Source organism: Methylopila capsulata, assembly GCF_016907975.1.
Taxonomy (GTDB): Bacteria; Pseudomonadota; Alphaproteobacteria; order Rhizobiales; family Methylopilaceae; genus Methylopila; species Methylopila capsulata.
Window position 1 is genome coordinate 968,816 of the sequence record NZ_JAFBCY010000002.1, and the last position, 24,264, is coordinate 993,079.

Annotated in this window: 23 protein-coding genes; 9 read left to right on the top strand and 14 right to left on the bottom strand. The window is 70.0% G+C overall.

Annotation, left to right across the window (positions count from 1 at the left end):
* Window positions 1–37: 37 nt before the first annotated feature.
* The gene (infC, locus tag JOD31_RS10250; protein ID WP_197027221.1) at window positions 38–577 is read right to left on the bottom strand and encodes a translation initiation factor IF-3; all 540 of its coding nucleotides are present in this window, start codon (window positions 575–577) and stop codon (window positions 38–40) included.
* A gap of 139 nt (window positions 578–716) precedes the next feature.
* On the bottom strand, window positions 717–1,889 hold the full coding sequence (locus tag JOD31_RS10255) for a glycosyltransferase (protein WP_204950218.1): 1,173 nt from the start codon (window positions 1,887–1,889) through the stop codon (window positions 717–719).
* A 76-nt stretch (window positions 1,890–1,965) separates the two neighbouring features.
* Between JOD31_RS10255 and JOD31_RS10260 the strand changes: the two genes are divergently transcribed.
* Both JOD31_RS10260 and JOD31_RS10265 read left to right on the top strand, forming a co-directional pair.
* Entirely contained in the window at window positions 1,966–2,460 is a 495-nt protein-coding gene (locus tag JOD31_RS10260; protein ID WP_204950219.1) for a YaiI/YqxD family protein, read from the top strand.
* Window positions 2,457–3,527 carry an MBL fold metallo-hydrolase gene (locus JOD31_RS10265; protein ID WP_204950220.1) on the top strand — a complete coding sequence of 357 codons (1,071 nt, stop codon included), beginning with the start codon at window positions 2,457–2,459 and terminating at the stop codon, window positions 3,525–3,527. The genes JOD31_RS10260 and JOD31_RS10265 overlap by 4 nt, the downstream gene beginning before the upstream one ends.
* 4 nt (window positions 3,528–3,531) lie before the next feature.
* On the opposite strand, the gene JOD31_RS10270 is transcribed toward JOD31_RS10265, so the two are convergent.
* Entirely contained in the window at window positions 3,532–4,314 is a 783-nt protein-coding gene (locus JOD31_RS10270; protein WP_204950221.1) for a lipo-like protein, read from the bottom strand.
* Between the two features lie 423 nt (window positions 4,315–4,737).
* Here JOD31_RS10270 and JOD31_RS10275 point away from each other — a divergent pair, with 423 nt between their 5' ends.
* The gene (locus JOD31_RS10275; protein ID WP_204950222.1) at window positions 4,738–5,970 is read left to right on the top strand and encodes a L,D-transpeptidase family protein; all 1,233 of its coding nucleotides are present in this window, start codon (window positions 4,738–4,740) and stop codon (window positions 5,968–5,970) included.
* Window positions 5,971–6,158: 188 nt separating this feature from the next.
* Window positions 6,159–7,190: a DNA polymerase III subunit delta gene (gene holA, locus JOD31_RS10280; protein WP_210341394.1), complete on the top strand. Its 1,032-nt coding sequence runs from the start codon at window positions 6,159–6,161 to the stop codon at window positions 7,188–7,190.
* Window positions 7,191–7,501: 311 nt separating this feature from the next.
* On the opposite strand, the gene JOD31_RS10285 is transcribed toward holA, so the two are convergent.
* The 5 genes from JOD31_RS10285 to mnmE form a co-directional block, all read right to left on the bottom strand.
* Window positions 7,502–8,374, bottom strand: a complete 873-nt coding sequence (locus JOD31_RS10285; RefSeq protein WP_204950223.1) for a ParB/RepB/Spo0J family partition protein — start codon at window positions 8,372–8,374, stop codon at window positions 7,502–7,504.
* 22 nt (window positions 8,375–8,396) lie between these two features.
* The gene (locus tag JOD31_RS10290) at window positions 8,397–9,221 is read right to left on the bottom strand and encodes a ParA family protein (protein ID WP_020187280.1); all 825 of its coding nucleotides are present in this window, start codon (window positions 9,219–9,221) and stop codon (window positions 8,397–8,399) included.
* A 32-nt stretch (window positions 9,222–9,253) separates the two neighbouring features.
* Complete coding sequence (gene rsmG / locus JOD31_RS10295) at window positions 9,254–9,811, bottom strand: 16S rRNA (guanine(527)-N(7))-methyltransferase RsmG (protein ID WP_246482466.1); 558 nt, start codon at window positions 9,809–9,811, stop codon at window positions 9,254–9,256.
* 162 nt (window positions 9,812–9,973) lie between these two features.
* The gene (gene mnmG, locus JOD31_RS10300) at window positions 9,974–11,824 is read right to left on the bottom strand and encodes a tRNA uridine-5-carboxymethylaminomethyl(34) synthesis enzyme MnmG (RefSeq protein WP_204950225.1); all 1,851 of its coding nucleotides are present in this window, start codon (window positions 11,822–11,824) and stop codon (window positions 9,974–9,976) included.
* A 115-nt stretch (window positions 11,825–11,939) separates the two neighbouring features.
* Window positions 11,940–13,280: a tRNA uridine-5-carboxymethylaminomethyl(34) synthesis GTPase MnmE gene (gene mnmE / locus JOD31_RS10305; protein WP_271206125.1), complete on the bottom strand. Its 1,341-nt coding sequence runs from the start codon at window positions 13,278–13,280 to the stop codon at window positions 11,940–11,942.
* A 32-nt stretch (window positions 13,281–13,312) separates the two neighbouring features.
* Between mnmE and JOD31_RS10310 the strand changes: the two genes are divergently transcribed.
* Window positions 13,313–15,316 (top strand): thioredoxin domain-containing protein, encoded by a 2,004-nt coding sequence (locus JOD31_RS10310; RefSeq protein WP_204950226.1) that lies wholly within the window; start codon window positions 13,313–13,315, stop codon window positions 15,314–15,316.
* 275 nt (window positions 15,317–15,591) lie between these two features.
* Here JOD31_RS10310 and JOD31_RS10315 read toward each other — a convergent pair whose 3' ends face one another.
* Both JOD31_RS10315 and ccrA read right to left on the bottom strand, forming a co-directional pair.
* Entirely contained in the window at window positions 15,592–16,038 is a 447-nt protein-coding gene (locus tag JOD31_RS10315; RefSeq protein ID WP_204950227.1) for an aspartate 1-decarboxylase, read from the bottom strand.
* A gap of 97 nt (window positions 16,039–16,135) precedes the next feature.
* Window positions 16,136–17,416 carry a crotonyl-CoA carboxylase/reductase gene (ccrA, locus tag JOD31_RS10320; RefSeq protein WP_204950228.1) on the bottom strand — a complete coding sequence of 427 codons (1,281 nt, stop codon included), beginning with the start codon at window positions 17,414–17,416 and terminating at the stop codon, window positions 16,136–16,138.
* A 179-nt stretch (window positions 17,417–17,595) separates the two neighbouring features.
* Here ccrA and JOD31_RS10325 point away from each other — a divergent pair, with 179 nt between their 5' ends.
* From JOD31_RS10325 to JOD31_RS10335, 3 genes are all read left to right on the top strand, one after another.
* Window positions 17,596–17,859 carry a GlsB/YeaQ/YmgE family stress response membrane protein gene (locus tag JOD31_RS10325; protein ID WP_020187273.1) on the top strand — a complete coding sequence of 88 codons (264 nt, stop codon included), beginning with the start codon at window positions 17,596–17,598 and terminating at the stop codon, window positions 17,857–17,859.
* Between the two features lie 225 nt (window positions 17,860–18,084).
* A complete protein-coding gene (locus JOD31_RS10330) occupies window positions 18,085–20,055 on the top strand; it encodes a protein meaA (protein WP_204950229.1) in 1,971 nt (656 codons plus the stop codon).
* Window positions 20,056–20,057: 2 nt separating this feature from the next.
* Window positions 20,058–20,477: a hypothetical protein gene (locus JOD31_RS10335; protein ID WP_204950230.1), complete on the top strand. Its 420-nt coding sequence runs from the start codon at window positions 20,058–20,060 to the stop codon at window positions 20,475–20,477.
* Between the two features lie 5 nt (window positions 20,478–20,482).
* On the opposite strand, the gene JOD31_RS10340 is transcribed toward JOD31_RS10335, so the two are convergent.
* From JOD31_RS10340 to JOD31_RS10355, 4 genes are all read right to left on the bottom strand, one after another.
* The gene (locus JOD31_RS10340) at window positions 20,483–20,869 is read right to left on the bottom strand and encodes an acyl-CoA thioesterase (protein ID WP_204950231.1); all 387 of its coding nucleotides are present in this window, start codon (window positions 20,867–20,869) and stop codon (window positions 20,483–20,485) included.
* A gap of 68 nt (window positions 20,870–20,937) precedes the next feature.
* Entirely contained in the window at window positions 20,938–21,537 is a 600-nt protein-coding gene (locus JOD31_RS10345) for a Smr/MutS family protein (RefSeq protein WP_204950232.1), read from the bottom strand.
* Complete coding sequence (gene mltA / locus JOD31_RS10350; RefSeq protein WP_246482416.1) at window positions 21,534–22,709, bottom strand: murein transglycosylase A; 1,176 nt, start codon at window positions 22,707–22,709, stop codon at window positions 21,534–21,536. Before mltA ends, JOD31_RS10345 begins: the two co-directional genes overlap by 4 nt.
* Window positions 22,710–22,727: 18 nt before the next feature.
* Complete coding sequence (locus JOD31_RS10355) at window positions 22,728–23,453, bottom strand: Tim44/TimA family putative adaptor protein (protein ID WP_204950234.1); 726 nt, start codon at window positions 23,451–23,453, stop codon at window positions 22,728–22,730.
* 247 nt (window positions 23,454–23,700) lie between these two features.
* Here JOD31_RS10355 and JOD31_RS10360 point away from each other — a divergent pair, with 247 nt between their 5' ends.
* On the top strand, window positions 23,701–24,153 hold the full coding sequence (locus JOD31_RS10360) for an FxsA family protein (RefSeq protein ID WP_204950235.1): 453 nt from the start codon (window positions 23,701–23,703) through the stop codon (window positions 24,151–24,153).
* Window positions 24,154–24,264: the final 111 nt, after the last annotated feature.

Below are 24,264 nucleotides of genomic sequence, written 5' to 3' on the forward strand. Positions count from 1 at the left end.
CACAGAACGGCTATGGCGCCCGGAGCGCCGCGCGGGATCAGCGCGGCGCGAGCACCATCGTCATCTGCCGGCCTTCGAGCGACGGATCGCTCTCGACCTTGGCGATCGGGGAAACCTCCTCGCGCACCTTGATCAGCAGCTTCAGGCCCAGGTCCTGATGCGCCATCTCGCGGCCGCGGAACCGCAGGGTCACCTTGACCTTGTCGCCCTCTTCGAAGAACCGGCGCATCGCCTTCATCTTCACTTCGTAGTCATGATCATCGATGTTGGGACGCATCTTGATTTCTTTGACTTCGACGATCTTCTGATTCTTGCGAGCCTCGGCGGCCTTCTTCTGCGACTGGTACTTGTACTTGCCGTAGTCAAGAAGCTTACAGACAGGCGGAACAGAGTTCGGCGCGATCTCGACGAGATCGAGCCCCGAATCCTCCGCGGCCTGGAGCGCGTCATTGATCTTCGTAGGGCCGAGATTCTGCCCGCTCGCGTCGATGAGCTGAACCTCGAGGACGCGGATCTCCTTGTTGACGCGAGGTCCGTCTTTTTGAACCGGCGCGACTGGCCTCATGGGACGACGAATGGCTGCAATCTCCTCTTAACATTGCGGTGCGCCGAGATCTGCTCCAACGCGGAAAGCCCCGTGTTCTGACACGAGGCGCGCGCCAAAGCGGCGAACGTCGCCGACGGCGAGCCAAAGATCGTGACAAAGGGCCGGGAAGTCAACGCCCGGCTTCGTCGAGCAGCCGAACGTAGGCCTCCAGCGTCGCGCGCGTCATCGCCTCGAGGCCGTAATGCGCCGTCACTCGCCCCCTTGCGCGGGAGGCGAGGGCGGCGCGGTCGTCGGGACCGAGCGCAAGCGCCGCCGTCAAACCCTCGGCCAGCGCCTCGGGATCTCCGGGCGCCACGAGCCATCCGGTGCGGGCGTCGTCCGTAACCGCCGGCGGCGCGATCACCGTCTCCGCCACCGCGCCGTGGGCGGAGGCGACGACCGGTACGCCCATGGCCTGCGCCTCCGTCGCGCCGCGTCCGAAGGCCTCGGGCTCGGTCGAGGGCACAGCCGCAACGTCCGCCGCGACGAGCGCCGCCGGCACGTCCGCGACGTGGCCGGGCAGACGCAGACGGTCGGCGAGCCCGAGCGCTTCGGCCTGCGCGACCAGCCCGTCGCGGTAGCGGTCCCGCCCCTGCGCGTCGCCGGCGAGGACGACGACGACGTCCGCGCGCCCGAGCCTGGCGACGGCGTCGAGCAGAACGGACTGCCCCTTCCACGAGGTCAGCCGCGCAGCGAGCAGCACCACTTTCGCGGCCGCGGGAACCGCCCAGGCCGCGCGCACGGCGGCCACGCGCGCGGGGTCCACCGCCGCCGGATCGAAGGCCGCGAGATCGACGCCGCGGGGGATCACCACGAGCCGGCCCTTCGGCGCGCCGTGCTGTCGCGTGATGTGCGCCGCGGTGAAGCCGGAGTTCGCAATCACCAGATCGCCGCGCGCCATCACCGAATTGTAGAACCGCTTCGCCGCCGAGGCCCCGGAATGGATGCCGGCGGCGGTGGTGACGAAGGGAACGCCCGCCAGCCGGGCCGCGCCGAACGCGCTCCAGGCCGGAGCGCGGGAGCGGGCGTGGAGGATGTCGGCCCCCTCGGCGCGCACGAGCCGCGCGAGCCGTCCGACGTTCGCCGCCATCGTCAGCGGGTTCTTGCTGGCCGCGGGAAAGGCCACGTGGCGCGCGCCGGCCGCCTCGAGCGCCGCGACCCCGCGGCCGCCTTCGCTCGCGACCACCGCTCGCGCGCCGACGGCGACCAGCGCCTGCGCGACGTCGACGGCCGTGCGCTCCACGCCGCCGGCGTCCAGCGCGGGCAGGATCTGGAGCACGGTGCGGCCGGCGAGGGGATGCACGGGAGAGGGACAGCCTTGCGCGAGGGGGACGGCGCGGCTCTCCCGCGCGGGCTCGCGCCGTGGTACCTCAACGGCGATGACGTCGCCAGAGAGCCACCCGCGTCCCGCCGTCTTCATCGACGCCGACGCCTGCCCCGTCAAAGACGAGATCTACAAGGTCGCCGCCCGTCACGGGCTGGACGTCACCGTCGTCGCGAACCGCTTCATGGTCACGCCGCGGGAGGCCTTCGTCCGCCTGCAGGTCGTGCCCGAAGGCCCGGACGTCGCCGACGACTGGATCGCGGAGCACTGCGTCGCCCACGACATCGTGGTGACGGCGGACATCCCGCTCGCCGCCCGCTGCCTCGCCAAGGGCGCGGCCGCCATCGGCACCACCGGCAAGCCTTTCACCGAGAGCTCGATCGGCTCGGCGCTCGCGACCCGCGAGCTGATGAGCCACCTCCGCGAGATCGGCGAGATCACCGGCGGCCCCCGTCCCTTCGCGGCGCGGGACCGCTCGAATTTCCTTCAGGCGCTGGAGCTCGCCGTGACCCGTTCGAAACGCGCGCTCGCCGAGGCGGCCCGGCCGTGACGCGCCGCGGCGTGATCAGGCTCGGCGCCCTGCTTGCTGCGAGCGCCGCGGCCGGCGGCTGGTCCTGGCTGGCGTCCGTCCGGGACAAGAACCCCTATTACGCCGGCGCGCCGACCGACCATTTCGACGGCGTCCGCTTCTTCAACCCCGATCATCAGTGGTCGAAGTCGTTCGGCGACGCCCTGCGCGGCGTCTGGTTCGCGGACAAGGCGAAGTGGCCGGACAGCTTCCCGAGCCCGTTCGACGCGCAACCGCCCGCCAAGGTCGAGGGCGACCGGCTGCGCGTCACCCTCGTCGGCCACGCCTCGCACCTGATCCAGACGCAGGGCTTGAACATCCTGATCGATCCGGTGTGGTCCGAGCGGTGCTCGCCGGTCTCCTTCGCCGGGCCGAAGCGGGTCAACCCGCCGGGGATCGCCTTCGACGCGCTGCCGAAGATCGACGCGGTGCTGATCACCCACAACCACTACGACCATCTCGATCTCGACACCCTGTCGCGCCTCGCCGCCCGGGACCGGCCGCGGGTGATCGTGCCGCTCGGCAACGACGCGATCCTCAAGGCGCACGACCCGGCGATCCGGCGGGAGGCCTACGACTGGGGCGCGCGCGTGCCGCTGTCGGAGACGGTCGTCGTCAACATCGTGCCGTCCTACCACTGGTCGGCTCGCGGGGTGTTCGACCGGCGCAAGGCGCTGTGGTGCGGCTTCGCGATCGACGCGGGCGGGGCCGGCAAGCTCTACGCCGCGGGCGACACGGCGCTTGGGCCCCGCAACATCTTCCGGGCGATCCGCGCCGCACACGGCCCGTTCAAGCTCGCGATCCTGCCGATCGGCGCCTACGAGCCGCGCTGGTTCATGAAGGACCAGCACGTCAACGCGGCCGAAGCGGTCGAGATCATGGGTCTGGTCGGCGCCGAGAACGCCGTGGGCTGCCACTGGGGCACGTTCCAGCTGACGGCCGAGGCGATCGAAGCCCCGGCCGAGGCGCTGGCCGCCGCGCTGGCGGAACAGACGATCCCCGCGGATCGCTTCCGGGCGCTGCGCCCCGGCGAGGTGTGGGAAGGCTGACGCCTCACTCCGCCGGCTGCGATTGGGCGCCCCGCGCCTGGGCGCGGCGCTCGGCCCACTCCACCTTGCGATAGTCGAAGCCGCGGACCAGCGCCGGCTTCACGATCTCGAAGTAGGGCGAGATGTCGAAGTCCCGCGGCATGTAGAGCGAGTCGTGGCGGATGTGCAGGATCTCATGCCGTTCGCCACGATCGGCGATGGTCTCGACCCGCGGCAGGATCGGATAGCGCACTCGCTCGAAGGCGCGGGCAATCAGGGACGAACAGATCGCGCGCGTCGGCAGGCCCGAACCAAGCGACAGCATCCGCCGACGCAGGCGCGCCGACACCAGCGGGATCGGCGTGCAGTAGCGGAGCAGGTCGAGCACGTTCTTGACGTCGTACTCGTAGCCAAGACGCAGGATGCAGAACCGCGCGACCTGCTCGCGTTCGCACAGGTCGAGGTCGAACGGGCGGCAGATGCGAATATGCTCCATCGCGTATTTCGACAGCGGCGCCGAGGCGCAGCCAATGCCGAGCTCCATCTCCACCAGCGTGTGGCGCTCGCCGTCGGGCCCATGGACGTCGAGCATGTCGCCGACATAGAGCACCGCGTGCGACCACACTGACGAGGTCATGCGGCGGATCACTCCGGAGACGCGGCTTCGGCCGGCGATCAGGATCACGTCGCCGACCTCCAGCGTCTCCCGCAGGCGCGCCGGATCGTAGGCCGTCTCGGGCCGGTCCCGGATCTCCTCCGTGAGATAGGTCACCAGACGCCGGCCGACGGCGTTGCCGATCCAATCCATGACGCGGCCCCCCCGTCGACGACGCCACCGCTTTCCGCGCGGCCCTCTGGAACCTCCAGTGTCGTCGCAGACGCTGGCCTAAGACTGAAAGGCTCCGGTTCCTGAAGCGGTTTTGATTTTTATAGTTAATGAAATCTTGCCGTTCTCGGTAATTGGTCAGAGACCATCGGAACGAATCAGGAAGCTGGCGCAAGTCATCGATTCGTTCTCCGTGAACGAATCGCGATTTACTGGCAAATCCTGATTCGTTCTTTTGACCGACGATCATCCTTCCGCAGTATTATGCTTAACCAAACGTTTCCAACGACCGTCTTGATCGCATAATTGCTGCTCTCTGGCGGTAGCGAGCGACGATTTGTTTACCCTAACGGAGGATCGTAACGACGCGCCGGCGTGTCCGGCGACTTACGAAGAGAGGGCCCCGTGGCTCACACCTCGCTTAAGGCGGCGACCGTCATCGCCCTCGCGCTCGTGGCGACCGCCACGCAGGCGACGGAGCGCGACGCCATCGCCGGCATGATCGCGCAAAACTCCGCGTTCGAGCCGCCGCTTGCGGCTCCGCCTCCTGTCATGGAGCCCTCGGCTCCCGCCGTCGCGCCTGCGCCGCGCGCCGCGCGGCCCGCCGCTCCCCGCGCCGCCGCGACCCCGATCGACAGCTACCCCGTGGACCTGCTGATCGCGCTCGCGAACGATGCGGTGTTCACCAGCGATCCCTACCCGCGGGGACAGCACTCCGATCCGCGGATGATCAAGCTGCAGGTGCTGCTCGACCGCGCGCACGCCTCCCCCGGCGTCATCGACGGCATCAACGGCGGCAACGTCGCCAAGGCGATCGCGGCCTTCGAGATGATGGTGGGCCATCCCATCGACGGGGTGATGGACGCCGAGCTCTGGGCGAAGCTCGAGGCCACCTCGACCGAACCGGTGCTGGTCCCCTATGTCATCACCGACAAGGACGTCGCCGGCCCCTTCGTGCCGGTAATGCCGGACGACTACGCCGAGCAGGCGCTGCTCCCAGGCTCGTCCTATCGCGATCCGGCCGAGATGCTCGCTGAGCGCTTCCACATGGACGAAAACTTCCTTCGCCGGCTAAATCCGGGCGTCGACTTCTTCGCCGTAGGCTCGGAGATCATGGTCGCCAACCCCGGCCGCAAGCAGACCGTGAAGGTCGCGAGCATCGTCGCCGACAAGGGCCGCAAGCAGCTCTTCGGCTTCGACGCCGACGGCAAGATCGTCGTGGCCTACCCCGCCACGATCGGCAGCTCGGATCTGCCGTCGCCGACTGGCGTTCACGCCGTGAAGGCGATCGCGATCAATCCCGAGTACTGGTACCGCCCGAAAGTGAACTTCCAGCAGGGCAACAACACCAAAGCGCTGCGCCTGCCGCCCGGCCCTAACGCGCCTGTCGGCGCGGTCTGGATCGGCCTGGACAAGCCGACCTACGGCCTGCATGGCACGCCGGAGCCCTCGCGCATCGACAAGACCAACAGCCATGGCTGCGTGCGCCTGACCAACTGGGACGCCGACGAGCTGGCGCATCTGGTCGCGCCGGGCGTGGTGGTGGACTTCCGAGAGCCCGAACTTGCGCCGGCCCAGACGGCGGAGTCGGAGCCGCTGACCACGGGGACGACGCCGGCAAGGACCGTGCCGTACTGAGCGAGCGCTTGTCCCGGCCTTGAGCCGGGACCCATAACCACCATGCTTGCCCCAGAAGACGCGACGACCGACGCGCCAAGCTTCCAACGCGCGAGGTTCTAGGTCCCGGCTCGAGGCCGGGACAAGAAGGTCGCGTCCGACCCCCGATCGACGTTGACCCCGCGCGCGCCTCCCGCGACAACTCCGGGATGGTCGCCATCAAAGCCTCGGGCGTCGACGCCTTTCTCGCAAAACCGCACGCGGACGTGTTCGCCGTGCTGATCTACGGCCCCGACGCCGGCCTCGTGGCCGAACGGGCGGAGCGACTGGCCGCGAAGGTGCTCGAGGGCTCCGACGACCCCTTCGGCCTGGTGCGCCTCGACGGCGACGAGCTCGCCTCCGATCCCGGCCGGCTGGCGGACGAGGCGCGCACCATCGCGCTGTTCGGCGGCCAGCGGGCGATTCGCGTGAAGGTCGGGGGCAGGGCGATCGTGACCGCGGTCGAGGCCCTGCTCGGCGGTCCTATTCCTGAATCCCTCACCGTGATCGAGGCCGGCGACCTCAAGAAGAACGCGCCGTTGCGGACGCTCTGCGAGAAAAGCCCCCGCGCCGCGGCGTTGCCCTGCTACCCCGACGAGGCCGGCGCCCGCGATCGTCTGATCGACGAGGAGACCCGCCTGTCCGGCCTTTCGATCACGCCGGACGCGCGGGCGCTGCTAAGCGCGTCGCTCGGACCGGATCGGCTCGCCGCCCGGGGCGAGGTGCAGAAGCTCTGCCTCTACGCCCATGGGCGCGGCCGCATCGACGTCGACGACGTGACCGCCGTGATCGCGGACGCCGGCGACGTCGGCATGGACGTCGCGGTCGATGCGGCCTTTGCCGGCAAAGCAGGGGAGGCGGCCTCCGCGCTTCGGTCCCTGCGTTCCAGCGGCACGCCGGCGTCCGTCGTCGTCGGCGCCGCGCTCCGCCACGCCATTACGCTGCATCGCCTGCGCGGCGACGTCGACTCCGGTCGCAGCGCGCGCGCCGTGATGGAAGCCAACGGCTTCCTCTTCCACTTCCGCCGGAAGGACTCCGTCGAACGCGCGCTCGGCGCCTGGAGCGGTCCGCGGCTCACAGAGATCGTGGCGAAGCTCGCCGAGGCAGTCGCGACCGGGCGCAAGGCCGCGGGCGTGGGAGAGGCGGTCGCCGAGCGCGCCCTGCTCGCCATTGCGATCGAGGCGGCCCGACGGGCTCGCTGAGCTCGCATTCGCGTCTCGGTTGCACAGAGCCGTCAGATTCGCGACTCAATAGGAGAGTCGCTGGCGGCGATTTCATGGGCGGCCGGGGTGATTGGACGTCTGGAGCGCGCCGGCCGCCAGCGGGCTTCTAATAGGCGGGGACGGTCTCGGGGGCAATTTCGGACCCGGCGGCGCTCAAAAACCTCGGGTCATGCCCCGAGCACCGTCATCCTCCGGCTTGACCGGAGGACCCATCGCAGACGGCGTGCTCGACGCGAGACATGGATGGTCCGGTCGAAGCCGGGCCATAGCGCCTGGAGCGCCACCCCATTTCACCCCTTCAGCCGCGCCGCGACCATATCCAGCTGCTCGAGATCCGTGTAGCGGATGACGAGCTCGCCGCCCTGGCCCTTGGGCTTCAGCGTCACGGCGAGACCTAGCGCTTCGGAGAGCGCCTCCTCCAGCGCGCGGGCGTCGGCGTCTTTCTCAGGTCTCGCGCGACGGGCGCCGTCGACCGACTTGGTCTCGGGCGCGCGCGCCATGGCCTCGACCTCGCGGACCGACAGACCCTTGGCCACCGCCTTTTCCGCCGCGGAGGAGGGGTCGTCGAGCGCGAGCAGCGCGCGGGCGTGACCGGCGGTGAGCGCGCCGTTCAGCACATGGGTCTTCACGCTCTCCGGCAGCTTGGTCAGCCGCAGCGTGTTGGCGATGTGGCTGCGGCTCTTGCCGATAACGCGGGCGAGGTCCTCCTGCCGATAGGAGAACTGCGTCATCAGCTGCTCGTAGCCGACCGCCTCGTCGATGGCGTTGAGGTCCGCGCGCTGGACGTTCTCGACGATCGCGATCTCCAGCGCCTCGCGCTCGGTGACGTCGAGGATGACGATCGGCGCGTCATGGACCCCGGCGCGCTGCGCCGCGCGCCAGCGCCGCTCGCCCGCGATGATCTCGAACTGCTCCGTTCCGCTCGCAGCCCGCCGCACGAGGATCGGCTGCAGCACGCCCTTCTCGCGCACCGAAGCCGCGAGATCGTCGAGGTCGGCTTCGTTGAAATGGCGGCGCGGGTTGGCCGGGTTCGGCCTGAGGTGTGCGATCGGCGCGCGACGCTGGCCGCGGGACCGCTCGATCACCGCGCCTTCGTCGGCGACGTCGCCGATCAGCGCCGCGAGGCCGCGACCGAGACGCGACCGGGAGGGCTCGTCCGCCATGCTCATCCTTTCAAAGGCTCCGTCAGGCCGCGCGCAGCGTGCGTTCGCGCTGGATCACCTCGGAGGCGAGGCGCAGATAGGCCTGCGAGCCGTTGCACTTCAGGTCGTAGAGCAGCACCGGCTTGCCGTGGGAGGGCGCCTCGGAGACGCGCACGTTCCGCGGGATCATGGTGTCGTAGACCTTGTCGCCCATGAACTGGCGCACGTCCGCCACCACCTGGCCGGACAGGTTGTTGCGCGGGTCGAACATGGTGAGCACGACCCCATGGATCGACAGGTTCGGGTTCAGCGAGCCTCGCACCTGTTCGACCGTCTTCAGCAACTGGCTCAAGCCTTCCAGGGCGAAGAACTCGCACTGCAGCGGCACCACGATCGCGTTGGCCGCGGTCATGGCGTTGATGGTGAGCAGGTTGAGCGAGGGCGGGCAGTCGACCAGCACATAGGTGTAGCGCCGGTCGGCCGTCGCGCCCTCGTGCAGCGCGCGCACCGCGTCGCGCAGCCGGAAGGCGCGGTCGCGCTCGGAGGCGATCTCCAGCTCGACGCCCAGCAGGTCCATGGTGGACGGCGCGAGGTGCAGCCGCGGCACGGCGGTCTCGTGGATGGTTTCCGCAAGCGTCGCCTCGCCGACAAGCACGTCGTAGGTCGACAGCCGGCGCGCCCGGTGGTCGATGCCGAGCCCGGTGGAGGCGTTGCCCTGCGGATCGAGGTCGACGATCAGCACGCTTTCGCCGATGGCGGCGAGCGCCGTGCCCAGGTTGATCGCCGTCGTCGTCTTGCCGACGCCGCCCTTCTGGTTCGCGAGCGTCAGCACGCGAGGCGCGCCGGCAGGGAAATGCGAGGACAACATCTGGGCGGCTCCGGCGTCGAACGCGCGTGGCTCTAGGCGTTCGACCGGAGCTCCTGAAGACCTTCGATGCGCACGATGCGCGCGGCGGGGTCGGTGCGGCTCGGGTGAAACGATGTCTTAACTTTCCAGGATTCCGAGGCCTGGGTCAATTCAAGCTCGGCCTTCTCCCCCTTGGGAAACAGTCCGATCGCCCCGCTTTTCAACAGCGGCGCCGCCAGCGTGAGAAGTTCGGTCAACGAGGCCAGGGCGCGGGCGCTAACGACGTCGGCCTGCGGGACGACGGAGCCCACCACCGCCTCCGCCCGAACGGCGTGGACGGTGACCGCCACGCCCATGGCGCGAGCTGTCTCGCGCAGGAACGCCGCCTTCTTCAGATTGCTTTCGACGAGATGGACATGGGCCTTGCCTGCCAGCAACGCGGCGACGACGAGGCCGGGAAAGCCCGCGCCCGACCCGAGATCGACCCAGACCTTCACGTCCTTCGGGGCCAGCGCGACGAGCTGCGCGCCATCGGCCACATGGCGCGTCCACACCTCGGCGAGAGTGTTCGGAGCGACGAGGTTCATCGTGCCCTGCCACCGGTCGAGCATCGACACCAACTGGCCCAGACGCGCCCATGTTTCACGTGAAACATCGACGAGGGCTTGGGCGTTCGCCCGGTCCGCGGCGCGGACCTTGGGATCAACGGGCGGCATGACGAAACTCCGGTGGAATGACGCCGGCGCCGCCCGGCACGGCGACGCGCGCCATGGTCACGCCGCCCGCCGGGCGCGCGCCGCGATCAGCGTAAGCGCCGCGGGGGTCATGCCTTCGATGCGCCCCGCCTGACCCAGCGTTCTCGGGGCGACGGCCACAAGCTTGTCGCGCAGCTCCGCCGACAGGCCGGGGAGGGCGGCGTAGTCGATGTCGCCCGGGATCGCCGCCTGCTCCTCCGCGCGGAAGCGGCGAATGTCGGCCTCCTGACGGTCGAGGTACACCGCGTAAGACGCCTCGATCTCGAGCTGGGCGAAGGTCGTGGGCTCGATCGCCGCGATTTCCGGCCACAGCCGCGTCAGCTCCTCATGCCCGACCTCGGGAAGCGACAGCAGCTCGAAGGCAGTGCGGCGACGGCCGTCATGGTTCACGTGCACGCCATGGCGCGCGGCTTCCGTGGGCGTTATGGCGAGCCCCCGGGTCAGCGCCTCGGCGGCGGCGAGAGCGCCGGCCTTCGCGGCGAACGCGCTGGAGCGCGCCGCGCCCACGCAGCCCAGCGCCTCGCCCCGCGCGGTCAGCCGCAGGTCAGCGTTGTCGGCGCGCAGGCTCAGGCGATACTCGGCGCGCGAGGTGAACATGCGGTAGGGCTCGGTCACGCCGCGGGTGACGAGGTCATCCACCATGACGCCGAGATAGGCCTCGGACCGGTCGAAGGTGACGCCGTCCTGCCCACCCGCGACACGCGCAGCGTTGAGGCCTGCCAGCAGGCCCTGCGCCGCCGCCTCCTCATAGCCCGTAGTGCCGTTGATCTGACCCGCGAGATAGAGGCCGGGAAGCCGCTTGACCTCCAGCGTCGGATCGAGCTCACGCGGGTCGACGTGGTCGTACTCGATCGCGTAGCCCGGCCGCAGGATCTCGACCCGCTCCAGCCCCGGGATCGAACGCACCAGCGCCAACTGCACGTCCTCCGGCAGCGAGGTCGAGATGCCGTTGGGATAGACCATCGGGTCGTCGAGGCCTTCCGGCTCCAAGAAGATCTGGTGGCTCTCCCGGTCGCCGAAGCGCACCACCTTGTCCTCGATCGAGGGGCAGTAGCGCGGGCCGCGGCTCTCGATCTGGCCGGAGTACATCGGCGACCGCGCGATGTTGGCGCGGATGATCGCATGGGTCTCCGCCGTGGTGCGGGTGACATGGCACACGGTCTGCGGCGTGGTGATCGCCGACGTCAGCGTGGAAAACGGCTCGGGCGGGGCGTCGCCGGGCTGCTCCTCAAGCGCCGCGAAATCGATGGTGCGGCCATCCAGACGGGGAGGGGTGCCGGTCTTCAACCGGCCGAGCGCGAGACCCGCTGCGGCCAGCCGCTTCGACAATCCAAGCGCCGGCGCCTCGCCGACGCGGCCCGCCGGGATCGTGCGCTCGCCGATGTGGATCAGGCCGCGGAGAAACGTGCCCGTGGTCAGCACCACGGCGCCAGCGGCGATCCGCCGGCCGTCGCCCGTGACGACGCCGGCGACGCGGCCGCCTTCCACCATCAGGTCGTCGACTTCGGCCTCGACGATGGTCAGGTTCGGTTGCGCTGCAAGCGCCGCCTGCATGGCGGCGGCGTAGAGCTTGCGGTCGGCCTGGGCGCGAGGTCCGCGGACGGCGGGCCCCTTCCGCCGGTTCAGCACGCGGAACTGGATGCCGCCAGCGTCGGCCACACGGCCCATCAGGCCGTCGAGTGCGTCGATCTCGCGGACGAGATGGCCCTTGCCAAGCCCGCCGATCGCCGGATTGCACGACATGGCGCCGATGGTGTCGGCGCGATGGGTCACTAGCGCGGTCGCCGCCCCGAGGCGTGCCGAAGCCGCCGCCGCCTCGCAGCCGGCGTGGCCGCCGCCCACCACGATGACGTCGAGGGACGTCCGCATGTCTTCCGATCCCGCCGTTGTGACTGCTCGCCCGACGCATAGCCCTGTGAGCCCTCGGCCGCAACGACGCTCAATGTTTCACGTGAAACATTCATCCTGCCCGAGACCCCAACCCTCACTTCCCGATGCAGAAGCTCGCGAAAAGGCGGTCGAGCACGTCCTCGACGCCGACCCGGCCTGCGATGCGGCCAAGTTCGGTCGCCGCGCGGCGGAGACGTTCCGCAAGAAACTCGTCGGGCAGCGCCTCCCACTGGTCGAGCGCAGCTCGCAGTTCAACCCCGGCCGCCCGGATGGCGTCGCGATGGCGCGCGCGCGTAAGCCCCACGTGGTCATCGTCGCCAAGGCCGCTCCGCGCCGCCTCGCCCAAGGCCGCGACGAGATCGTCGAGGCCGGCGCCCGTGCGGGTCGAGATCGACCGATCCGCCCACTCCAGCAAGGCGGGCGTAAGGTCCGCCTTGCTGGCGATCGTCCAGAGCGCGCCGCCTGTCAAAGGCGCGGCCATGCCGTCCGGTGAGGCCGGATCCCGCAGCCACAGCACCAGGTCGGCGTCCGCGGCCTGGGCGGTCGCGCGACGCACGCCCTCGCGCTCCACCGCGTCGTCGGTGGCGCGCAGGCCGGCGGTGTCGGCGACGATCGCGGGGTAGCCGTCGAGATCGAGATGGACCTCGACGACGTCCCGCGTCGTGCCGGGGCCGTCGGCGACGATCGCGGCCTCCCGGCGGGCGAGCGCGTTCAGCAGCGACGACTTGCCGGCGTTCGGCGCGCCGACGATGGCGATCCGAAAGCCCTCGCGCAGCCGCTCGGCGCGGGTGTCCGCCAGCGCGGCGTCGAGATCTCGCGCGAGCAGCGCGATCTCGCTCCTGGCCTGCGCCCGCGCGGCCGCCGGCACGTCGTCCTCGTCGGAAAAGTCGATGCCGGCCTCCACCAGCGCCATGGCCGCGATCAGCCGGTCGCGCCAGCCGTCGACGATCGCGGAAAGCGCCCCTTCGCTCTGGCGAATGGCCTGACGGCGCTGGGCCTGGGTCTCGGCGTCGATCAGGTCGGCGAGGCCTTCGGTTTCGGCGAGGTCGAGCTTGCCCGCGAGAAACGCACGCCGCGTGAACTCGCCCGGCTCGGCAGCCCGTACGCCCTCCACCGCGAGCACGGCCTCGAGCACGGCGGCGACGACCGCGCGCCCGCCGTGAAGGTGCAGCTCCGCGGCGTCCTCGCCGGTGGCGCTGGCGGGGCCGGGGAACCACAGCGCAAGCCCGCGATCGAGCAGCTCGCCGGTCTCAGGGTAGCGCAGGGCGCGAAAGGAGGCGACGCGCGGCTCCGGGCGGCCGCCTGCGATACGGTCCAGCACGGCGCCAGCGGCCGATCCCGAAATGCGCAGCACCGCGATCGCCGCCCGCCCCGGCGCGGTGCTGATGGCCGCGATGGTGTCGCGCGCCTCAAGAGCCCTAGGTTCGTTAATCACGCCGCGCCTCTCGCGATGCCTGGGATCTTCATGTGACCAACCGTCTCTCAGACTCCGCCAGCCCCTATCTTCTCCAGCACGCGGACAACCCCGTCCACTGGTGGGAATGGAGCCCCGAAGCCTTTGCGGAAGCGAGGCGCACCAACCGGCCGGTGCTGCTGTCGATCGGCTACGCCGCCTGCCACTGGTGCCACGTCATGGCGCACGAGAGCTTCGAGGACGAGGCCGTCGCCGCGGTGATGAACGAGCATGTGGTCGCGATCAAGGTCGACCGCGAAGAGCGGCCGGACGTCGACCAGATCTACATGTCCGCCCTGCACGCGCTCGGACAGCAGGGCGGCTGGCCGCTAACCATGTTCCTCACGGCGGACGGCGACCCGTTCTGGGGCGGCACCTATTTTCCGAAGCAGGCGGCTTATGGCCGTCCTGGCTTTCCCGACGTGGTGCGGACGCTCGCCACCGTTTACCGCGAGGATCCGGACCGCGTGTCCCAGAACGTCGCCGGCATCGCGGAGAAGCTGAAGCCCAAGGCGGCGCCAGCCGGCGACTTCGGTCCGGCGCAGCTCGACGAGGTCGCGACGCGGGTCGTGCGGATCTACGACCCTGGCGACGGCGGCTTCCACGGCGCCCCGAAGTTCCCGCAGACCGGGGTGCTCGAGGGACTGCTGCGCAGCGCGCGACGCACCGGCGACGCCGGCTTCTCAGCGCCGGCCGAACTGACTCTGCGACAGATGACGAAGGGCGGGATCCACGACCATGTCGGCGGCGGCTTCGCCCGTTACTCCACAGACGCCCGCTGGCTCGCGCCGCACTTCGAGAAGATGCTCTACGACAACGCCCAGCTGCTGCCATTGCTCGCGAGCGTCGGGCGCGAGACCGAGCACGCGCGGCTGACCGCCGCGGCGCACGGGATCGTCGACTGGCTGGCGCGCGAGATGGTTACGGAGGAGGGAGCCTTCGCCGCGAGCCTCGACGCCGACACCGAAGGCGTGGAGGGCCGGTTCTACGTCTGGCGGCGCTCAGAACTGGACGCGGTGCTCGGCCCGGACGACGCGGCCTTCGCGGCGGACGCGCTCGACATTTCGGAGGCGGGCAACTGGGAAGGGCTCTCGATTCCGAACCGGCTCGACGAGCGGGGCCCGATCGACGAGGCGCGGCTGGCGGCGGTCTGCGCCCGGTTGCTTGCGGCGCGCGGGCTGCGGGTCCGGCCGGGCCGCGACGACAAGGTTCTCGCGGACTGGAACGGGCTAATAATCGCGGCGCTGGCCGACACTGCGGCGTTGCTCGGTCGGCCCGACGCTCTGGCGCTGGCGGAGCGCGCCTTCGCGTTCATCGCAGGCAAGATGACGAGGGGCGACCGCCTCGGGCACGCCTTCCGCGCCGGCCGGCTGATCTATCCCGGCTTTGCGACCGACTATGGGGCGATGGCGTCGGCCGCCCTGGCGCTCGCCGGCGCGACCGGGGAGATCGCCTACCGCGACCATGCGGCGACCTGGCTTGCGGCGGCGGAGGCGCATCATCGCAATCCGCACGGCCCCGGCTTCGCCGTGGACGCCGACGACGCGGACCGGCTGGTGGTGCGTCCCGAGGCGCTGACCGACGAGGCTCTCCCAAGCGGCACGGCGCTGATCCTCGCGGCCGAGTTGAAGCTCGCCGTCTTCGACGCGGACGCACGGCGGCTGGCGCGGCTCGATGGCGAGCTCACCGCACTGATGGGGCTGATGGCGTCTAACGTCATCGGCCACGGCGGGCTGCTGAACGTGCTCGATGGGCGGATGCGTCTGGCCTCGGTGGTCGTGGTTGGAACGGGGGACGCGGCGGACGCGCTCCACGTCGAGGCTCTTGCGGCGCCGGCCTGGGAGCGGGTGGTGCGGCGCGTGCCGACGCTCGGCGTGTTGCCGGAGGATCACCCCGCACGCTCGGGACATGTCGACGGCGCCGCAGCCTTCGTCTGCGCCGGCCAGCGTTGCTCGCTGCCGGTCACGGAGCCGGCGGCGCTCCGACGGACGATCGTGGAGATGGCGCGGCTGGGATGAGGCGCGGCGTGGAGCTGCACGCCTGGCGTCATCGACCTCGCGAGGCGCCGCCGGTCCAGGAAGAGACGCGGGGATCCCTCCCTCGATAGAGGGGAGGGTAGGCGGGCGAAGCCCGGCGGAGTGGGGTGGCCGCCTGATGAGGCTCAACCCTCCTCGCTAAGTCTACGTCCAAGGACCCCACCCGACCCTTTGCTACGCAAACGGCCACCCTCCCCACGCCTTCGGCTCGAGGAGGGATCCCCCGCGGCCAATCTCAAACGCCTCAAACGCCGCGCTCACCCCACCAGGTCGCGCACATCGAGCGGCGCGCCGGCGTCGGTCTCGATCGCCATGTCGAGCTCGCCCGCGGCGTTGCGGAACACGCGGTAGACGATGCGCTCGTCGATCTGGTTGCCCGGCTTGAAGGTCAGCACCTTCGGGCGGCGGGCGATGACGTCGGCGGCCGAGCCCCACTCAGAGGAGGCGATGATGACCTCGTCGCCGACCTGGCAGGTGCGGGCGGCGGCGCCATTCAGAATGCAGCAGCGCGAGCCCGGCACGCCGTAGAGCACATAAGTCGAGATCCGCGCGCCGGACATCTTGTTCCAGATCTCGACGAACTCGAGCGGCTCCAGCCCCGCCTCCCGGCAGAGCTCGGCGTCGATGGTGATGGAGCCGTGGTAGTTCAGGTCCGCGCCGGTGACGCGGATGCCGTGGAGCTTCGCCCGGACGTACTGCTGCATGGGGGCACTCCGTTGAGCCGAGGTCTCATTACGACAAGAGCGCCGGAGGGACGCCCCGGCGCTCTCAACTGCCTTCGATGACGTCGCCGATCAAGCGTCAGGCGGCGACCGAGGATGGGGTCAGGCCGGCCTCGGCGACGTCGTCCACGGTCCGCAGCCCTGCGCGCGGCGAGTTGACCAGCACCGCCATGTTGCCCGGGGCGTGCTGGTTCTTCCACATCTTGGTATGGGCCTTCGGGATGTCGGCGAAGGTGAACACCTCCGACATGCAAGGATCGACGCGTCGGTCGATGACGAACTTGTTCGCGGCCGAGGCCTGCTTCAGATGGGCGAAGTGCGAGCCCTGGATGCGCTTCTGCCGCATCCAGACGTAGCGCGCGTCGAAGGTGATGTTGAAGCCGGAGGTGCCGGCGCAGAACACCACCATGCCGCCGCGCTTCACCACGAGGCAGGAGACGGGGAACGTCGCCTCGCCGGGATGCTCGAACACCATGTCGACGTCGACGCCCTTGCCGGTGATCTCCCAGATCGCCTTGCCGAACGCCCGGGCGGACTTCACCCAGGTGTTGTACTCAGGGCTGTTGACCGTGGGCATCTGCCCCCAGCAGTCGAAGTCCTTCCGATTGATCACGCCCTTGGCGCCGAGGCTCATGACGTAGTCGCGCTTCGACTCGTCCGAGATCACGCCGATGGCGTTGCCGCCGGAGGCCGCGATCAGCTGGACCGCGAACACGCCAAGGCCGCCGGAGGCGCCCCACACCAGCACGTTGTCCGAGGGCTTCAGCGCGTGCGGCGGGTGGCCGAACAGCATGCGGTAGGCGGTGGCGAGGGTCAGCGTGTAGCAGGACGCCTCTTCCCAGGTCAGGTGCTTCGGCCGCTGCATGAGCTGGCGCGACTGGACCCGGCAGAACTGCGCGAAGGACCCGTCGGGCGTCTCGTAGCCCCAGATGCGCTGGGAGGACGAGAACATCGGGTCGCCGCCGTTGCACTCCTCGTCGTCGCCGTCGTCCTGGTTGCAGTGGACGATGACCTCGTCGCCCACCTTCCAGCGCTTCACCTTGCGGCCGACCGCCCAGACGATGCCGGAGGCGTCCGAGCCGCCGATGTGGATCGGGTTCTTGTGCACGTCGATCGGCGAGATCGGCTCGCCCAGCGACGCCCAGACCTGATTGTAGTTCACGCCCGCGGCCATGACGTAGACGAGGACCTCGTCGTCGCCGATGTCCCACACGGGCACCACCTCGAGCTGCATCGCGCTCTCGGGCGGCCCATGCCGCTCCTTGCGCACGACCCAGGCGTGCATGTTCGCCGGCACATGGCCGAGCGGGGGCATCTCGCCCATGTCGTAGAGGTCTTTGCGCTCGGTCGATGCGGCCATGGCGAAAGCTTTCGTCAGTATCCGGGTCCGAGCGGCAATATGACGTCGGGTCGGATACGCGCAATGCGACGTTGGCCTCATGTTGCGATGCGATATGGTCGTTTGCGGACAGCGCTCCATGTCTAAAGACGCAATCGGCGGGAACGGTCCCGCCCTTTAAGTCGAAGGACGTAGACGCCATGGAACCGTTCGCAGGATTTGGAATTCTCGCCGTGCTGCTGATCGGCGCGATCGCGGGCTGGCTCGCCGGCCAGATCGTCCGGGGCTACGGCTTCGGCATCATCGGGAACATCATCGTCGGCATTATCGGCGCCGTGATCGGCACCTGGCTGCTCGGCCAGCTCGGCGTCTCCACCGGCGGCGGCGTGCTGGGCGCGATCATCGGCTCGACCATCGGCGCGATCGTGCTGCTGCTGATCATCGGCCTGTTCCGAAGGGCGTAGCCGCAACGGTGGTCATCCCGGACGGCGCCGCGCGCCGATCCGGGATCGCCGGCCAGTTCCATCGAGATCCCACGACGATCCCGGCTCTCCGCTTCGCTCCGGCCGGGATGACGAGGCCCTCCTGAGAGCCTCTCCAACCAACGCCTCATTGCGGCGCAGCACGCGGGCGCTAAACCTGAGCCGCGCGGCGCATGTCCGCGGCGAGCGGTCGGTGGAGCGATATTTATGGCGGACAAACCCTGGCTGATCAGGACCTACGCGGGCCATTCCACGCCTGCGGAGTCCAACCGGCTCTACAAGTCCAACCTCGCCAAGGGCCAGACCGGCCTCTCCGTCGCCTTCGACCTGCCGACCCAGACCGGCTACGACCCCGATCACATCCTCTCGCGCGGCGAAGTCGGCAAGGTCGGCGTGCCGGTCTCCCATCTCGGCGACATGCGGGCGCTGTTCGACGGCATCCCGCTCGGCCAGATGAACACCTCGATGACGATCAACGCGACGGCGGCCTGGCTGCTGGCGCTCTACGTCGCCCAGGCCGAAGAGCAGGGCGGCGACCGCGCCGCGCTGAACGGCACGACGCAGAACGACATCATCAAGGAGTACCTGTCGCGCGGCACCTACGTGTTCCCGCCGGCGCCCTCGCTTCGGCTGATCCGTGACGTCATCACCTTCACCACGAAGGAGATGCCGAAGTGGAACCCCATGAACGTCTGCTCCTACCACCTGCAGGAAGCCGGGGCGACGCCGGTGCAGGAGCTCGCCTACGCGCTCGCGACCGGCATCGCCGTGCTGGACGAGGTCAAGGCGACCAACCCGAGCGAAGAGGTCTTCGCCCAGACCGTGCAGCGCATCTCGTTCTTCGTGAACGCCGGGATGAAGTTCATCACCGAGATCGCGAAGATGCGCGCTTTCGTCGACCTGTGGGACGAGATCACCCGTGACCGTTACGGCGTGACCGACGCCAAGAGCCGCCGCTTCCGCTACGGCGTGCAGGTCAACTCGCTCGGCCTCACCGAGCCGCAGCCCGAGAACAACGTCTACCGCATCCTGATCCAGACGCTCGCCGTGACGCTGTCGCGAGACGCCCGCGCCCGCGCCGTGCAGCTCCCCGCCTGGAACGAGGCGCTCGGCCTGCCGCGCCCGTGGGACCAGCAGTGGTCGCTGCGCGCCCAGCAGATCCTGGCCTACGAGACCGACATCCTCGAATACGCCGACATCTTCAACGGCTCCGAGGTGATGAACGCCAAGGTCGAGGCGCTGAAGGACGAAGCCCGCGCCGAGCTTGCGCGCATCGACGAGATGGGCGGCGCGATCGCGGCCGTGCAGTCGGGCTACATGAAGGGCCGGCTGGTCGAATCCAACGCCCGTCGCCTCGCGGCGATCGAGAGCGGCGAGCAGGTCGTGGTCGGCGTGAACCGCTGGAAGGAAACCGAGCCCTCGCCGCTGTCGACCGGCGCCGGTTCGATCCAGGTGGTGCCCGAAAGCGTCGGGCAGGAGGCGATCGAGCGGCTCAACGCCTGGCGCGCTCAGCGCGATCCCAAGGCGGTCGAGACGGCGCTGGCCGAGGTCGCCGCCGCCGCGCGTGAGGACCGCAACATCATGGAGCCGTCGATCGCGGCCGCGAAGGCGGGCGTCACCACCGGCGAGTGGGGCCAGACCCTGCGCGACATCTTCGGCGAGTTCCGCGCCCCGACCGGCGTCGGCCGCGCCGTGCGCGCGGACGCCGGCGGCGCCGAAATCGAGGAGGTGCGCGCCCAGGTCGAAGCCGCCTCCGGCCGCCTCGGCCGCCGGCTGAAGCTGCTGGTGGGCAAGCCCGGCCTCGACGGGCACTCCAACGGCGCCGAGCAGATTGCGGTCCGCGCCCGCGACTGCGGCTTCGAGGTCGTCTACGAGGGCATCCGGCTGACGCCGTCGGAGATCGTCAACGCCGCGCTCGAGGAGGGCGTCCACGTGGTCGGCCTGTCGATCCTGTCCGGGTCCCACGTGCCTCTGGTGCGCGACGTGATCGAGCGCATGCGCAAGGTCGGCCTCGACGACGTGCCGCTGATCGTCGGCGGCATCATCCCGCCCGAGGACGAGCTTCAGCTCAAGGCGATGGGCGTGGCCGAGGTCTACACCCCGAAGAACTTCGACCTGACCAAGATCATGGCGGACATCGTCCGGATCGCCGAAATCGCCCACAAGGAAGCGGCGTAGACTTGGTCGATGCGGAGAAAGAGGGGCGGCGGGCGCGGCGTCTTTTCTCGCACGCTCATATGTCGGACACGAAATGGCGAAAGCTGTTCCTAGCGGTGGCGGACGCGGGACTTAACGCCCGCCAAGCCATCGTGAAATTCATCGACGTCGACGAGCCGCGGCCTATGGCGTTCCCCACGGCGGGCGCGCTGCACCCTCCCCGTCCCTACATCGACACGATGGAGTTCGGGCCCATCGAACTGCGCGCAATCGAATGGCTGGAGATACTGGCGGAAGCCGTGACCGAGCGTAGGACGCCCGGAACGCCGCCCAGGCGCGAGCCTCAAGACTTGGACGGCGCCCGCGCGGTGATTGAAAAACTGGGGTTGTTCCTGCTCGACGATACGCCGGGCGGCCTCCGCGTCATCGGCTACAGCCGCTGAGGAGATCAGTCCGCCGGCAGCGGCCGCGGCTTCCGGTCCTCGTCGATCGCGACGAAGGTGAAGGTCGCCTCGGTCACCCGCTGCATCTCGTCGCCCTCCCGCGGGCGGCGCCAGGCTTCGATGCGGATGCGGATCGAGGTGCGGCCACGCTTTACGATCTCGGAATAGAAGCTGACCTCGTCGCCCACAAACACCGGGCTCACGAAGGTCATCTGGTCGACGGCGATCGTCGCGCACCTACCGCGCGCGATGCGCGCCGCCACATTGCCCGCCGCGAGGTCCATCTGCGCCATCAACCAGCCGCCGAAGATGTCGCCGGCGGGGTTGGTGTCCGCCGGCATGGCGATGGTGCGAATGACCGGAACGCTCGTCGGCAAGCCTGTCGTGTCCATCGCCGCCCCGGCGGTTTGCACTATACTTTCGTCTAATTACAGGATTGCGGCCGAAGAAACGAGCGGTTTCAGCGCCAGACGCCGCCGCGCCGGATGCGCACATAGAGCGCGCCGGAACCGCCATGATGGATCTGCGCGGTCTCGAAGCCCACCACCAACCCGCGCGCGGCGGGCGAGGACAGCCAGATCGGCACCGACCGACGCAGCACGCCGCGCTCCGGCCCGAACAGGTCGCCCTCCGCGGGTCCCGGACGGCCCTTGCCGGTGATGACCAGCACGACCTTGCAGCCCGAGGCCTGCGCGCCCGCGAGAAAGGCGCCCAGTCTGCGGTGGGCCTCGTCCTGCCGGAGGCCGTGCAGGTCGATGCGGGCGTCGACGGCGACAACGCCGCGGGAGATCCGCCGCCGGAGTTTCGGTTCGAGCGGCGCCAGCGGCGGCGGGGCGGGGATCTGCGGCTTCGGAGGAGGCGGAGACGGAAGCGTCTTCGCGCGCTTCGGCATCTTACCCGGCGGCGGTGGCGGTCCTGGAGGCGGCGGCGTCTCGGCAGGCGGAGGCGCAGCCTGGGGCTCCTCCGGCTTGCGGGCGGCAAGCGGCGTCACGCTTTCGACGACCTTGCTCCAGAGCTCACGTTCCGTCAGCGACAGAGTCCGTTTGCGGCGGCCCGTCATGGCCGCGGCCCTGCGCCCGGCAGCGCCGCGGCGTCGGCCTTCGGCAGCAGCACCACGAACTCGGTCTGCTCCCGCATGCCGCCCGCGACCTTGCCGGCTTCATCTCCTGAGCCGGCGAAATAGTCCCCTCGCGCCTGCCCTAATATGGCGGAGCCGGTGTCCTGCGCGATGACGAGACGCTTGAGCGCGGCTCCGCCGACCGTGGTCGGCAATCGGCCCTCGATCCAGACGGGCATCCCGTAGGACCAGCGCGTCCGGTCGACGGCGAGGCTGCGCCCGGCCTTGAGCGGCACGGCCTGCGCCCCCCGAGGACCGTCGTCCGGGGTGAGGCTCTCGTCGATGCGGAAGAAGATGTACGACGCGTTCTCGCGCATGATCGCGCGGCCCTCCGCGGGACGCGCTCCAAGCCAGGCCCGGAGCGCCTGCATCGACGCGACGTCCTTCGCCATCTCGCCGCGCTGGACCAGCAGGCGTCCGATCGGCGTGAAGGGGCGCCCGTTGCGCCCGTCGTAGGCGATCCGCACGACCCGACCGTCGGCAAGGCGCACGCGGGTCGAGCCCTGCACATGCACGAAGAAGGCGTCGATCCGCGTCAGCCAGACCAGCGGCTTCGCCCGCGGCCCGAGCGCGCCGTCCTCGATCTCGGCGCGCGTGGGGTAGGGCGCGTGGCCCTCGGCGGTCTTGCGCGCCGCCGTCAGCGCATCCGGCACTCCCTCGGGCCGCGCGGCGCCATCCGCAAGGTCCACCAGGTCGTCGGGGCGGGCGAGCAGCGGCGTGTCGTAGGTCGCGTCGGGCGCGACGCGGCCGTCGACCTCGGGCTCATAATAGCCGGTGAGGATTCCGCGTCCCGCCCGGACCGGCGTGAACCGCTCTTCGAAGAAACCGCGGGCGGCCGCGTCGTCCTCGACGGGCGCGTCGAGCGCCGCGCGGCAGGTCGCCTGCAGCGCCTGCGACGGCGGCAGGGCCGCGCGCAACGGCGGCAGGCGATCGATGATCGCGCGGCACGAGAGGCGGAAAGCGTCGAACGCGGCGAGGTGGTCGTCGGCGGCCCAGCCGTCAAGCGCGGCGTAGGAGACGGGCGCAAGCGGCGCGTCCGCCGCCCGTCCCGTATCGGGGAGAAGGGTCGCTCCAAGAAGGCCTGCGGCGAGCGCCGCCGCGGCGCGCGCAGCCATCGTCATGGTCCTTCGGCGTCAGACCGCCTCGGTCGAGATCAGGCGCCAGTTCGGGTCGCGGGCGTTCAGCTCGCGCGCGAAGGTCCAGACGTCGACGAGGTCGGCGATCTCGGTGGGACTTCCGTCGATCACGGCGCCGGTCTTGTCGCGGGTGGCGCTGATGATCTGCGAGACGAAGCGCACGGTGAGCTGCGCGGTCTTGCCCACAACCTCGACCTCCGTGAGCTCGGCCTTCTCGATCGCGACGAACCGCGACTCCACCGTCTCGCCGCGGCTCTCGCGCTCGGCGATGGCGGCGCTGAAGCCTTCGAACACCTCCTTCGCCAGAAGCGGCTTGAGCGTCTTGCGGTCGCCGGCGGCGAAGGCGCCGACGATCATTTCATAGGCCGCGCGAGCGCCGCCGATGAAACCGCGGGCGTCGAAGCCGTTCTCGGCGGCCGCGATCTCGTCTAGGCCGAGCGCCACCGGGGTGCCCGGCGCGGCGATCCCCTTCCAGCGCTCGCCGACAGGCTCATCGTCGAGCGGCCCATGGTCCGGGCGCGTCCCGTCGGAGGCGCGCGTCGGCAGGGGAACGACCTTGTCGTTCGCAGGCGTCGGCTCCGGCCCCGCGGGCGGCGCGCGAAACGCGTCGTTCGGACGCCGCTCGTTGCCCGTGCGCGTGCCCAGCACCGACCGCAGCCGGATGAAGATGAACACGGCCAGCACGAGGATGATGATCGTGTAGATGTCGAAGCCGTCGCTCATCGGGTCTCGCAATCGTGTGGCCAGAGCGCGCGCCACGCCGCGGAGGGCTGCGCACGCTCGGATGTATATGTGACGTCCGGCCCCGTCGATCCAGTCGCGGCGCCGTTACCCGTCGTCGCGGGCCGGCTCCCGGCGTCGTGACCGGCGGCGCCATGCGCCATCTCCCTTGCGGAACTTGGCGGAACGGCGCGTCGTTCCCACATGAAGCGCGCCGGCTTCTCGGCGCAAGGACCTTCACGGACACGTCATGCCACGGCTGCTCACTCTCTTTCTGGCCCTTCCGATCCTCGAGATCGTCGCCTTCGCTCTCGTCGCGGCGACCATCGGCGTCGGCAAGGCCATTTTACTGCAGGTGGCGATCTCGGCCATCGGCATCGCCATGCTCGGCTCGCTGGTGTCCGAAGCCAAGACGGAGTCGCGCCGCCGGGGCGGGCTGGTGTCCTTCGCGATGGACGGCTCGAAGGGCCTGCGCGGCGTCGCGGGTCTCCTGTTCGCGATCCCGGGCTTCATCACCGACGTGATCGGCGTGCTGGCGCTGGTGCCCGAGTTCCGGACGCGCATCCGGCGCTTCCTTGGCTGGGCCGAGGTCGCGCCTGCGACGGTCCATCCGCAGACCGCGCGCCCGGCCCGGAAGGAGATGCTCGACCTCGACCAGGCCGAGTGGCGCGAGGTCGAGCCTGCGCGCCGTCCGGAGCGCTGATCGTCCCCGCTTGAACCTTGGCCATGGTCGGCTTGCGGGCGCGCGCGGGGGCGTGGTAACCCGCGGGCCGCCGATCGCGGCTTCGTCGCGCGCGCGGCCGATCCGTCCTCC